This window comes from Blautia fusiformis, from assembly GCF_020686995.1.
In the GTDB taxonomy this organism is placed as follows: Bacteria; Bacillota; Clostridia; order Lachnospirales; family Lachnospiraceae; genus Blautia_A; species Blautia_A fusiformis.
This window is the reverse complement of sequence record NZ_JAJEPT010000005.1, coordinates 211,130-223,780: the sequence shown is the minus strand read 5'-3', so window position 1 is coordinate 223,780 and position 12,651 is coordinate 211,130. Positions and strand designations below refer to the sequence as shown.

General features: G+C 43.1%; 15 protein-coding genes. 1 reads left to right on the top strand and 14 read right to left on the bottom strand.

Going from position 1 to position 12,651, the window contains the following annotated elements; all coding sequences use genetic code 11:
* Window positions 1-270: 270 nt before the first annotated feature.
* The 12 genes from LKD46_RS06730 to LKD46_RS06675 all read right to left on the bottom strand — a co-directional run bounded on the left by LKD46_RS06730 (window position 271) and on the right by LKD46_RS06675 (window position 8,666).
* A complete protein-coding gene (locus LKD46_RS06730) occupies window positions 271-417 on the bottom strand; it encodes a hypothetical protein (RefSeq protein WP_158526511.1) in 147 nt (48 codons plus the stop codon).
* A gap of 92 nt (window positions 418-509) precedes the next feature.
* Window positions 510-899, bottom strand: coding sequence for a ribosome silencing factor (gene rsfS / locus LKD46_RS06725; RefSeq protein WP_021652066.1), 390 nt, complete (start codon window positions 897-899; stop codon window positions 510-512).
* 6 nt (window positions 900-905) lie between these two features.
* Window positions 906-1,520: a bis(5'-nucleosyl)-tetraphosphatase (symmetrical) YqeK gene (gene yqeK, locus LKD46_RS06720; protein WP_015525164.1), complete on the bottom strand. Its 615-nt coding sequence runs from the start codon at window positions 1,518-1,520 to the stop codon at window positions 906-908.
* Window positions 1,507-2,148, bottom strand: a complete 642-nt coding sequence (gene nadD, locus LKD46_RS06715; RefSeq protein ID WP_021652068.1) for a nicotinate-nucleotide adenylyltransferase — start codon at window positions 2,146-2,148, stop codon at window positions 1,507-1,509. The genes yqeK and nadD overlap by 14 nt, the downstream gene beginning before the upstream one ends.
* Window positions 2,149-2,164: 16 nt before the next feature.
* A complete protein-coding gene (yhbY, locus tag LKD46_RS06710; protein WP_227573944.1) occupies window positions 2,165-2,455 on the bottom strand; it encodes a ribosome assembly RNA-binding protein YhbY in 291 nt (96 codons plus the stop codon).
* An 11-nt stretch (window positions 2,456-2,466) separates the two neighbouring features.
* A complete protein-coding gene (obgE, locus tag LKD46_RS06705; protein WP_110104101.1) occupies window positions 2,467-3,759 on the bottom strand; it encodes a GTPase ObgE in 1,293 nt (430 codons plus the stop codon).
* Window positions 3,760-3,823: 64 nt separating this feature from the next.
* Entirely contained in the window at window positions 3,824-4,111 is a 288-nt protein-coding gene (rpmA, locus tag LKD46_RS06700) for a 50S ribosomal protein L27 (protein ID WP_015525168.1), read from the bottom strand.
* Window positions 4,112-4,116: 5 nt separating this feature from the next.
* On the bottom strand, window positions 4,117-4,437 hold the full coding sequence (locus LKD46_RS06695) for a ribosomal-processing cysteine protease Prp (protein ID WP_015525169.1): 321 nt from the start codon (window positions 4,435-4,437) through the stop codon (window positions 4,117-4,119).
* A 12-nt stretch (window positions 4,438-4,449) separates the two neighbouring features.
* The gene (gene rplU / locus LKD46_RS06690) at window positions 4,450-4,755 is read right to left on the bottom strand and encodes a 50S ribosomal protein L21 (RefSeq protein ID WP_015525170.1); all 306 of its coding nucleotides are present in this window, start codon (window positions 4,753-4,755) and stop codon (window positions 4,450-4,452) included.
* 141 nt (window positions 4,756-4,896) lie between these two features.
* A complete protein-coding gene (locus LKD46_RS06685; RefSeq protein ID WP_110104102.1) occupies window positions 4,897-6,120 on the bottom strand; it encodes a ribonuclease E/G in 1,224 nt (407 codons plus the stop codon).
* Complete coding sequence (locus LKD46_RS06680) at window positions 6,104-6,820, bottom strand: TIGR03936 family radical SAM-associated protein (protein WP_334292737.1); 717 nt, start codon at window positions 6,818-6,820, stop codon at window positions 6,104-6,106. The genes LKD46_RS06685 and LKD46_RS06680 overlap by 17 nt, the downstream gene beginning before the upstream one ends.
* A complete protein-coding gene (locus LKD46_RS06675; RefSeq protein ID WP_110104122.1) occupies window positions 6,795-8,666 on the bottom strand; it encodes a TIGR03960 family B12-binding radical SAM protein in 1,872 nt (623 codons plus the stop codon). The genes LKD46_RS06680 and LKD46_RS06675 overlap by 26 nt, the downstream gene beginning before the upstream one ends.
* 603 nt (window positions 8,667-9,269) lie before the next feature.
* On the opposite strand from LKD46_RS06675, the gene LKD46_RS06670 reads away from it, so the two are divergent.
* A complete protein-coding gene (locus LKD46_RS06670) occupies window positions 9,270-10,106 on the top strand; it encodes a tyrosine-type recombinase/integrase (RefSeq protein ID WP_158526512.1) in 837 nt (278 codons plus the stop codon).
* Here LKD46_RS06670 and LKD46_RS06665 read toward each other — a convergent pair.
* Window positions 10,103-11,446 carry a tyrosine-type recombinase/integrase gene (locus LKD46_RS06665; RefSeq protein WP_021652076.1) on the bottom strand — a complete coding sequence of 448 codons (1,344 nt, stop codon included), beginning with the start codon at window positions 11,444-11,446 and terminating at the stop codon, window positions 10,103-10,105. The two genes, LKD46_RS06670 and LKD46_RS06665, sit on opposite strands and share 4 nt — an antisense overlap.
* A gap of 17 nt (window positions 11,447-11,463) precedes the next feature.
* Window positions 11,464-12,636, bottom strand: a complete 1,173-nt coding sequence (locus tag LKD46_RS06660) for a site-specific integrase (RefSeq protein ID WP_110104103.1) — start codon at window positions 12,634-12,636, stop codon at window positions 11,464-11,466.
* Window positions 12,637-12,651: the final 15 nt, after the last annotated feature.

Here is a 12,651-nt window from a genome sequence, read left to right as displayed (position 1 = left end):
TCCTTTTGTCCCTATTTGTTAAGGGCTTATTCTCCTGTATTTGTTGCTTGAATCTATGTGCCATAGACAGTTTAAGAACCCACTTTGTATATTCTGTATGTTCTTCTTCTGTCCATTCCGATTCAGGCTTTTTGAATTTTATGACATCTGGCTTAAAATTTTTCATAATATATCCGGCATAGTCTGCGACCGGAATTGTTTTAGGTATTTCGTTATTTATAATTATATTTCCTCCACATCTTCTTTTTCCCTGATATTTCCAAATGTTAGTTATTGGTCACAAGGGATTGTTTCCCACTTGAATGAAAATTTCACATCTTCTAAAGTAGGGTTTTTCTTTATTTTTACGAGATTTTTTAGGTATTCATTTAATTCTTTTTTGTTTTTTAGGTAGATTTTAGCTTTAAATTTTTTCATTTTGCCTCCATTAAAAAAGCGTATCACCGGTTTTGCCAGTAATACGCTTCGTTTTGTTGGTTGGTTTGCTACAGAATAATTGTTTTTACAAATTATAGAAAAATGCTAGTTACTTCTGTACAATTCTCACCAAGAAATTCTTCCGCATCAAGAATCTTGCCGTCTCTCCAAATCCTCTCAAGATCGTAGAAAAGTCTGTTTTCCTCATCAAAGATATGGATGATCATATCACCGTAATCCATGAGGACCCAGCTGGAGTTTCTGGTTCCCTCGATCTGTTTTGCTTCATATCCGGCACGGCCAAGCATTTCATCTGCATTGTCAACCATTGCCTGTACCTGATTCTGGTTGGAAGCACTTGCGATCACAAAATAATCTGCGATCACGGAAACCTCATGGATATCAATGATCTTGATATCCTTTGCTTTTTTATCATCCAGTGCCTTGCAGGCGATCCGGACCATCTCTTTTTCGATACTCATAGAATTTTAATCCTCCTGTCTGTTGGCTGCATCCTGCATTTTTCTGTCATGGAGTTCTTTATAATAAACATAAGCATCCCTGGTCGTACTGTCGATTTCCTTGGGATTTTCCTCCAGATATTCCAGTGTATCCTTTAAAATCTCATACATACACTCATCCAGATCTTCAAAAGCAATCTTTCGCACCTTCGCAAGATTCGGAGCTTTGTCACGCATTGGTTCAATATAGTCTGAAATATATACGATCTTCTCAAGAAGGCTCATTCCCGGTCTTCCTGTTGTATGATAAGTGATCGCTGTCAGGATCTCTTCGTCTTTAATATCATATTTACTGCTGGCCACATAAGCCCCCAGTTTGGCATGAAGAAGAAACGGATGATCCTTTTCAAAATCTGATACCGGAATATCATGCTGGCTGCACAGCTTCAGTTTCTTTTTATTAGGAATACACTTTGCACTGTCATGAAGAAGTCCTGCAGCCTGTGCATCCTCCAGATCATAATCATAAACCATGGCAAGCGCAGCACAAGTGTACATAACCCCCATTGTATGCTCAAATCTGGCCTCATCCAGATATTTGGAAAGTTTCTTTTTTATCTTGATAAAATCATATTTTCCCATCTGAATCATTTCCTTTATAGATATCGTTTTTCTCAATATAGGAAATCACAGGCTTGGGAACATAATAGCGGAGACTCTGCCCGCTTTCATGCCAGGAACGGAGCAGCTCACTGGAAACATCAATATTCATGGTATCCAGTCGAATAAAATTCCCGTTATACTTCTGTGACAGAAGTTGCATCTGCTGATCAAGTTCCTTCAATGGAGTATGATCTCTGGTTGCCACTACCAGTACTGCTTCCTGACAAATGCGTTCCGGTTCCATCCAGGTATCAAAATTAAAAAGCGAATCTGCACCGATGATAAAATAATACTCTGTGTCCGGATTCGCTTTATTCAGCTGTTCCAGAGTCCGGTAAGTATACGTATAGCCTTCCTCATGCATCTCGATCAGAGACAGCTCAAAGTGAGGATTATCCTCTATGGCAAGACGGACCATTTCCGCACGCTGTTCATCAGTCGCTCTGCCCTTACGGTTCCGTTTATGAGGTGGATTTCCGCAGGGCATGAACAAAACTTTATCAAGCTCAAGCTGTTCATAGGCTTTTTCTCCCAGGATCAAATGCCCCATATGAATGGGATCAAAAGTACCACCCATGATTCCTATTTTTTTTGTTGCTTTGCTCATTTATAACCTCCCGAGATTACGGAAGAATGATTTTTTTCTTGTCCTTTTTACCTTCTCTGTAGAGAACGATCTTTTTACCGATCACCTGTACTACCTGAGATCTTGTTCTCTCTGCAAGAACCTGTGCCATTTCACGTGGATCCTCCAGACAGTTCTGAAGAACGCTGATCTTGATCAGCTCTCTTGCTGCAAGAGCTTCCTCAACAGCAGCGGTATTTTCAGGAGTAAGACCACCCTTGCCAAGCTGAAGGATCAGATCCATTGTCATGGCAAGGCCTTTTAAATATGCTCTCTGCTTACTTGTCATTGTCATACCTCTTATTTATAATAATCAAAATCAAAGCCATACATACGAACCGTATCGCCTTCCTGGATACCGGCTTTTTCCAGTTCCTCCAGGATACCGCCCTCTTTCAGGAATTTCTGGAAGAAGGCAAATCCCTTCTCAGAATCCAGATTTGTATAGCCAAGCATTTTTTCAATCTTAGGACCTTCCACAAGGAATACTTCCGGATCTTCCTCGCTGCGCTCCACAGTAAACGGAAGATTTTCATTTACAAGAACATCTTCCGGGAAGAATTCCTGTTCAAACACTACCGGTTTCATCGGGCTCTTATCCAGAAGCTCTTTCACATGGAAAAGGAGTTCTCTGACACCCTGCCCGGTAACGGCTGAAATTGGATAAACCGGAATACCCTGTGGCTCAAATTCTGCTTTCAGTTGATCAATAGGGCTTTCTTCGCCATCATCAAAAATACAGTCAATCTTGTTGGCTGCGATCACCTGCGGTCTTGCTGCAATTTCCGGATTGTAGGCCTCCAGTTCTTTATTGATCTTGTGGATATCCTCCACTGGATCACGACCTTCTACGGAAGCGGCATCTACAATGTGGATGATAACTCGTGTACGCTCAATATGACGGAGGAATTCATGTCCAAGCCCCACACCTTCCGATGCACCTTCGATCAGTCCCGGGATATCAGCGATAACAAAGCCGCCGTTATCAGTATCTACAACGCCAAGATTAGGGCTCAACGTTGTAAAATGATAGTTAGCGATCTTCGGCTGTGCATTTGTCACACGGGAAAGGAAGGTAGATTTACCTACATTCGGAAAGCCTACCAGACCAACATCTGCGATCACTTTAAGCTCAAGGAGAACCTCAAGCTCCTGAGCCGGCTGTCCAGGCTGGGCATATTTCGGTACCTGCATGGTAGCTGTTGCATAGTGCTGATTGCCTTTTCCACCACGACCGCCTTTTAATACGACCTGTCTACGATTCTCACCGGACATATCCGCGATGACCTTGCCGGATTCCGCATCCATGATCACCGTACCTTCCGGAACCTTCAGGACCACATCCTTACCGTCTGCACCATGGCAGCGTTTTTTACCGCCTTCCTGGCCATCCTCAGCTTTATATTTTCTTCTGTGTCTGTAGTCTCCGAGAGTATTCTGGCCCTCGTCGATCTCAAAAATCACATCACCGCCACGGCCACCATCGCCGCCATCCGGCCCGCCATTAGGTACATACAGCTCACGTCGGAAGCTTACATGTCCGTCGCCGCCTTTACCGGAGCGGATAATGATCCTTGCTCTATCTGCAAACATATTACACCTCTATTCCAAAAAAAGGCTCCAAACCGGATCGATTTGAAGCCTTTTACCTATTTCATTACTCTGCGTCTACAGGAACGATAGAAACCTGTTTCTTATCGCGACCTTTTCTTGTGAATCTTACGACTCCGTCTGTAAGTGCAAATAAAGTATAGTCTTTACCGCAGCCTACGTTTTCACCTGGGTGAATCTTGGTTCCGCGCTGTCTGTAAAGAATGTTTCCGGCTTTTACAAACTGTCCGTCTGCTCTTTTCGCACCTAATCTCTTAGACTCGGAATCACGACCGTTCTTTGTAGAACCAACTCCCTTTTTATGTGCGAATAACTGAAGGTTCATCTTCATCATTGTTGTTACACCTCCTTGACTTTTACTGTCAAATATCGATTGTTATAACTACCAGCAATTTCCGTCAGACCGAGAAGTAAGGAATCCATAAGGAGCATCCCCCGTTCAGAAAGATCATTTCTGAAATGAATGGAAACAAATCCATCCTTTTCCTGCACATCAAATTTATCATCTGTGAATTTCTCAAGAGAATTCACCGTGGTAATGATCAGTGCAGATACCGCAGCACAGACAATATCCTGTCCGGCTTCTGCATAACCGGCATGTCCCTTCGAAATAAATTCTTCATAAGATCCGTTTTTCTTTCTGACTTTAATTGTAATCATGATGACACCAGATTAACCGTTAATCTTTTCGATCTTAACTTTGGTGTACTGCTGTCTATGTCCGTTTTTCTTGTGATATCCAGTTTTGCGTTTGTATTTGTAAACGATGACCTTGCGATTCTTACCGTTTTCAACTACAGAAGCGGTAACACTGGCATCTTTTACATCCTCGCCAACCTTTAATCCGTCATTGCTGACTGCGATCACGTTGTCAAATGTTACGGTTTCACCAGCTTCTACACCGAGCTTTTCAACTTTAATTACGTCACCCTCGGCAACCTTGTACTGTTTACCACCTGTTGCAATAATTGCGTACATCTGTGGCACCTCCTAATTATTTACTCGCCAAATTCGGTGGCTCCTGTTCTGAAACTGAAGCTCTTTAACCTCTTTGTGCGGCATACTCAATTATCATAACAGTGACATACTGTTATGTCAATAGTTTTTTTGATATTTTTATTATTTTTTTGTAAGCTCACGAATGTCCTCGATCACCGGACGTCTTACTTTCTTTCTGGTCATTTCCAGGATATGCAATGGTGTGATATCAATGGCCCTGCTCTTTATCGGATCCTTTCTGAGAAGCTTCTGTAAAACATGAAAGAGTTCATCTCTGTGATCCGGATTTTCCATGTTGATAAAATCGATCAGGATAATACCTGAAAGATTACGCAGCCGCAACTGCCGGCCGATCTCCGCTGCCGCTTCCAGATTGATCTTACGGAAGGTTTCTTCCATTTTCTTCTTTCCGATATATTTTCCACTGTTTACATCAATGGATACAAAGGCCTCCGTCTGCTGGATCACCAGAAATCCGCCGCTGTTCAACCATACTTTTTCTTTCTGGATCGCATCCAGTGCGGTTTCCACGCGATACAGCTTATAAAGCGGAAGAAGTTTGTCCTGATAAAAACGAAGCTTTTCTTTAAGCTCCGGGCTGATCTCTTCCAGATATCCTAGGATCATTTCTCTGATTTCCGGCACATCGGTAATGATCTCATCCAAGTCACGACCATAAGCATCCCTTACAGCAGCCACATAAAATGGTTCTGTCTCCAGTACAAGACTGAAACAGGTACGGTTCCGTCCCTGAACTACGGCTTTATGGTAGCGGCCCTTCAGCCACTCCAGTTCCTTCAGGATCTCTTCTTTGGAAGCGTCTGCGGCATTGGTCCGGACAATGATACCGAATTCCTTATCCGGACGCTCTGCTTCCTCTTTCAGCCATCCGCTGAGGCGATGGCGATCTTCCAGTGCCAGCTTGGAAGACAGACCAAACTTTTTATCTCCTGTAGTGAGAACAAGATATCTTCCCGTAAAATTCAGATTGGATGTCAGTGCCGGAAGTTTTCCCTTCATGGCATCCCTGCTCACCTGTACCAGGAGCTCATCTCCAGGCCGCAATGGTCCGTTTCCTTTTCTTCCTGCGGAAAAAACAGCTCTCTGTGCCTCTGCAAGAGAATAGTAGCATCTCTTTCCAGGCTCGATCTGCACAAAAGCCGCCTGGATATTGGATGCGATATTTTCGACCTGTCCGGTGTATATATTTCCAAGAATGGATTTTTCCTGATCGGATTCCAGTCGGATCTCAACGATCCGTTCCTCCTCCGAAAGAGCCGCTACTGTACAGGGCACACCATGGATCTCCATTCTTGTTATGATCAGTTTACTCAATTTCCTCACCTAATGATTCCAGAGTCACAAAACGTGGGCTTGCATTTTCTCCTTTATCGGCATACATTTCCAGACGTTTCACTGTGAAGGCAAATTCCGGAAGTTCTTCTCCAATCCAGTGGAAAAAGGTGTTTGTTACCATCTCCGGCTTCGTATAATTAGAGCTTGCAGATGCCAGCATATAAAAGAACCCATTCTCTCTTACTTCCATTTTATAGATATTCGGACGAAGATCGATCTCCTTTTCGCTACGCTTGGTCTGCTTGGTCACTTTGATCTCCGGCTGTGCCAGAAATTCTTTCACACGGCTTTTCCAGTCAATAGAAGGCTCTTTGCCCGGACGGAACTCCACAAGATAATCTGCTGCTGCCACCAGTGCCATCGCTTTACCCGCTTTTCCATCCTCTACCTTGCGGACGCTAACGATATGCATCCCCTCTGCCATCTGTTCCTCCAGACGGGCTGCGATCTCTGCAGTAGGCATATCTTCTGCCATTTCCAGGTCAAAATAATCTCCGAGACTCTCCATCCCCACTCCAAGTGGAACCGCAAAAGACATGATCATATGCGGGCTGTATCCACCGGAAAACGCTACCGGGAGCTCTGCACGACGAAGCGCTTTCTGGAAATAACGCATGGTATCCAGATGTCCCACAAACTTCATAGGACCCTCTTTGCTGAATTTAATTCTTACCTTCAAGGCAGACACCTCCTTTAAATTTCATAGCTCCACATGCAGAACATTTCTGACGGCAGTTTTCCGTCACAACACCCTCTTTTGCACGCTGCCATTCACGCTCCAGGAATCTGCGGCTGACACCGGTATCAATGAAATCCCATGGAAGGATCTCATCCAGGCTTCTTTCACGAAGTGTGTAGAATGTCATATCCACTCCGCATTCAGCCATAGCTTCCTTCCAGATATCATAATCAAAATTTTCTGTCCAAGCATCGTAAAGGGCACCTTTTTCATAAGCCTTCAGGATCACATCCGCGCATCGTCTGTCCCCGCGTGCGAGAAATCCTTCCAGAGCTGTTACATCCGGTTCATGCCAGTTATAACGGATACTTCTCTGATTCAGCTGGGCGCGGACTTCATTTTTAACCACCTTGGCTTTTTCCACAAAATCCTGCTCTGTATACATTGGTGCCCACTGAAATGGGGTAAACGGCTTCGGCACAAAGAAAGATGTGCTGACGTTGATCTGTACCTTGCCTTTACGCTGTTCTTTCGGAACCACCTCATAATAGGTCTCTGCGATCTTCTGTGCCAGATGAGCAATTCCCTTCATATCGTCTTCTGTTTCTGTGGGAAGACCGAGCATAAAGTAAAGCTTCACCTGATTCCAGCCACCCTTGAATGCTTCGCCCGCACCATGGAGGATCACTTCCTCTGTCAGACCTTTGTTGATAACGTCACGAAGTCGCTGAGAACCGGCCTCCGGAGCAAAAGTCAGGCTGCTTTTCTTTACATCCTGCACTTTACTCATAACATCCAGTGCAAACGCATCGATCCTGAGAGATGGTAAGGAAATATTAACAGCCTTTCCATGAAACTCTTCGATCAGGAAGTTCACCAGTTCTTTCAGCTGGGAATAGTCACTGGAGCTTAAGGAACTAAGGGAAATCTCTTCGTGTCCTGTATTTTTCAGCATGATACGCGCCGATTCCTTCAAAGTCTCCACATCACGTTCACGGGTCGGACGATAGATCATACCTGCCTGGCAGAAACGACAGCCTCGAATGCATCCTCTCTGGATCTCAAGAGTTACACGATCCTGTGTTGCCTTAATGTGAGGAACGACCGGTGCCTCCACAGCACGATATTCCTTTTCCATATCAATGATCAGCTGTTTCTGGACCTTCTCAGGAACACCATCCGCCGTCGGTGCAAAGGATGCGATCGTGCCGTCTTCTTTATAGGTAACTTCATAAAGAGATGGAACATAAATTCCAGGGATCTTAGCTGCTGCCAGAAGAAAATCCTTCCTGCTGCCACCAGCCTTTTTATTTGCCTTGTACGCATCAAAAAGTGCATCATAAACCGTTTCACCTTCTCCGATATAAAACATATCAAAAAAAGGTGCCAGCGGCTCCGGATTATACGCACAGGCACCGCCACCGATCACAATAGGAAAATCCTCACCACGGTCTGCACTTTTCAGCGGGATACCACTGAGATCCAGTACCTGGAGGATGTTGGTATAACACATCTCGTACCCGATCGTAATTCCAAGAAAATCAAAATCCCGGATAGGCTCCTGGGATTCCAGTGCAAACAACGGGATCTTCTCCTCCCTCATCACCTTATCCAGATCCGGCCATGGGGAAAAGAGCCGCTCACACCATACGTCCTCGCGCTGGTTGAACATGTTATAGAGGATCATCATGCCCAGGTTTGACATTCCGATCTCGTAGACATCCGGGAAGCACATTGCGAAACGGATATCTACTGCATTTTTATCTTTCATTACGGAGTTGACTTCACCGCCGATATAACGGGCAGCTTTGTCAACCTTCATTAAAATTTCATCACTAAGTGCTAATTTTCTCATTCTTTTCCTTTCAACAATTGTTACTTTCTGCCAAAACAGAGATTTTCCTGATGGTGGCATACCGTATCCTTTTTTCTGAATAAACTTGAAAAATAGTATGCATTTTCCAGGCCGTTTTGACTCAAAAAATGGCACATGGTCACTTATGTTTTTATTTTAGCATATGCCGTTAATTATCTTATTATAATACAGGTCATTTCATAAATTCAAGGGAAATCGTTTGCTTTTTCCAAAGTGCTAAAATTTGTCTTTTTTCATTTCGGAATATTCTAAGTAAAAAATTTTTTCATTTTGTCAAAAATTGATAAAAATGGAGGGATAATAGAATGCAAATCATACATATCAGTAATGTAAGAGTTAAAAGCAGAAATTAAATCCGCTTATAACTGACCAAAAAACGGCCTGTAATGGCTGATGACAGAAAAGAAAAAAGACATGAAAGAAACAACCGAAAAGAAAGAAGGCATCACTTTGGAAGATTACCTGGAATACTGGTACTACAACAATTACCTTCCCACTTCAACCAGCAGCAGTACAGATGCTTACTACCGCTAGATGATTTTTAGTGTTATTGAGCCGAATCTTCCAGCTATGGGGCTGCCCGTGGAAAAGACATATGCGATATTCCTGAATGCACTTTTGGAACGTGTGAGCATAAAAAGCGAAAATACGGCAGCTTCTTTACACCGTTTTCTCCGTATTCTCATAACAAATGGGCTTGGAAACAAAATTGGAAATCTGTGGCTTTTCCTGGATTTGAAAAATTATTCTGCAATTGAGAAAGAATTGATCCTTTATACGCCGGAACAGCTTTCCTGTTTCCTGTCAGCTGCAAAAAATGATACGGCTTCCCATTATCTTGAATTTGCCCTGGCACTTTACTGCGGACTGAAAGCCGGGGAAATCCTGAACCTTAAGTATGACAGTTTTGATCTGAGAGCAGGTACTGTTACCGTAACTGGGATGCATATCAGAAATTATAGTACCAATGAGCATTATGAATCAAAAGCAGGACAAGAAAAATACAGTAACAGAAAGCTCCGTGGTGAAAGTAACTACCGCACCCTACCTGTGCCAGATTTCCTTTTTGATGAAATTAAATGCAGAAAATCTCAGAATGAGCGCATCCATAAAAAATATCCAGGCCTGGCTGAAAAAGATGTTCTTTGTCTTGGACCATACGGAAAGACAAAGACACTTCCAGCATTAAACACCAGATTGAAAAAGATTACGCAGGCTGCAGGCCTGCCTGGTATCACAATGGGAGATCTTCGCTATATGTATCTTGCCAGTCTTATAAAAGAAGAAAAGCATATTAAAAGGATCATGGAGCTCTTTGGTTATACAAACCCCAGCCGGATGCTGACCCTGTGTCAGCAGATTGCGGAACCGCAGGGAGAACTTTCCACTATGAAATTTATATTACCAGTGATGTTTTAAATGGAATAAAAATTATTCAAAAAATATTCCCTGTAGACGGAATCTCCTGGGAGCAGGTAGACATCTGTTTCTTTCCAGCTACGGGGAACAGGTAGAAGACGGTTCGTAGAAACATATTCCCCGATTGCGTGAGAAATGTCATAAACGTCCGGCTCTTTTACAAACACGTAAACTTTCTTGGTGAAATCCGGGCTGTAATGTCCCAGACACTGAGAAATTGTTTTGATATGGACCTGATAATCAGACAGAATTGTCGCATAGGTATTACGGAATTTTCTCCATTCAAGTCTTGGAAATTCACATTGTTGCAGAATCCGATTATAAGCATCTGTATAAAATCTGCGATTATAGCAGCGTCCATCTTTCTGGCAGCAGATATATCCCAGATTCTGAAAGCCTGGATCTTCTGCTTTGCGTTTTTCATACCGCTGCCGTTCCAGCAGAATCTCGTCAAGGACAAAGTCTGCCAGTTCTACCTGCCGGTGGCTCCTCGCTGTTTTCAGCTGGATTTCCTGCGACAATGCTGGCCGCTCTATATGAGAGTTTTCCGGATACAGACTTCTTCCGAGCTGACGTGTCACGGTAAGTTTTTTATTAAGAAAATCAATATCTTCATATTTCAGTCCGATCGCCTCCGATACTCTGAGACCGGCAGTAACGGCAAGAAGCATAGGAAGATAGATCTGTGGTTCCTGTTTCCGGCAGAGATGTAAAAGATGCGCATCCTGTTCTACTGTATATACGTTTGCTTCTGTTTTCGTTTCTTTTTGAAAAAGACCGGATTTCTTTAATTCATAATTGAGACCGCTGTATATGTTTACTGGAAAATAACTCCGTTCCTGTGCATAGCGCAGAGACCCTGATATCATTCCGATGGCGGTACGCTGTACATTTCTTGAAGGAATCTTCCGTAATGCCCGGATCAGGTCTTTTCTCTGCAGACAATCAAGTTTTTGGTGTCCGATCACGGGAAGGATATGATTATTCAAGATGCTGCGATAAGAAGTATAGGTATTATAGGAAATTCGTTTTTCTCCGATCATATGATGATAAAACCAGTATTCGTAGAATTCCCTGACTGTATAAGAAAAAGGGATGAAAGTTCCCCTGGCAATGTGCATCAGTGCAAGATCCCTTTCCATACGGGCCGTCTGCTTGTCAGATGAGGTTCTCTGTACCGTCCTAACATCACCGGATTCAAAAACCAGTTGAAGACGGAAACAGTATTTTTTCCTGGATGCCAGGTAAACCACATCTCCCAGTGATCGTCCAGAAATAATATTTCCATAGAAAAAGGGTTCTTTTACGGCTGGAAACAATGGATATTTTTTCTTTTGCATAAATAGATTTCTCCTTCTCACCGCTCTGTTCCGGATTCAAAAACAGGATCCAAGGTGTTTCCGATGACTATGCCTATTTCGGGTTCCTCACATGGGAATATACTACAAAATGCCAAAGTCGTATTTAGTTTTGTATGACCGAGAATGGCAGAAATTGTCTCCAGGGAGAATCCCTGTTCCATAAGAAAACGGGCAAACATATAGCGGAGGTCACCCATACAGACTACAGGGAGGCCGGCTTCTATTGCGATCTGTTTTAAAGAAACCCCAAGTGTGTTGTCGGATTTTGTCTTTGCAGCCGGGCCAAGACAGATGCTGGATTTATATTTGGTTTCGGATGGATATTTTTCCAGGATAGAAAGGTTCTTTTTTCTGCGTATGGCAAGTTCCTGGAAAATAAAAGAAGGGATTTTTAAGGTACGGTTTTGTCTGGTTCCGGAAAGCTTTTTGAACTGATAGCCATCTTCTGTATTACGCTGTATGGTATATATACGCTGTATTTTTACTGTACATTCTTTTTTATGGAAATCTGAATATCTAAGCCCAAGAATTTCTCCTTTTTTCAAGCCACAGAAAAGTGCCAGCTGAATCTCCAGATAACTGCTGGAATGTGAAGCTACGTCCAGAAATCTGCGAAGCTGTTCGTTGGAATAAAACGTTACATTTCTCACAGGCTCCGGATAATGTCTGATCTCCTGAAAGTTAATATCCGGAATATAGGAATTATAGTAAGCGAAACGCAGAGCCGTATGAAGAAGCCGGTAAGCGTAATATCCTCCATTGGTACAGACTTTTTGACAGTCTCCCAGAACTTTATTAATATAACCGGTACTGATGCAGTCAAGGAGGATATCTTTGTGAAGATGCGGCAGTATGATCAGTTCTATCACCCATCGATTACGCAACTGGGCACTGGAACTGTTAAAAATCGGTGTATAGACATCTCTGAGCCAGTAATTCAGGTATTCCGAAAAAGTAAACGGCATGTTCCGGGATTTTTTTAACCTGGATATTTGATCCTGGTAAGCATCCATGGACTGCTGGTAACTCTCTAGGGCGTCTTCCTTTGATGAAAAACCGGCACTGCTGCCATATTCAATAGTGCAGATGAGGGAATTCACAGTTTTAGTGAGATGTCTCCAGGTGCCATTTTTTTCCTGAAATACGGGAGTTCTTGTGTGTTCTTGCATTTCTTGTTTTTTCCT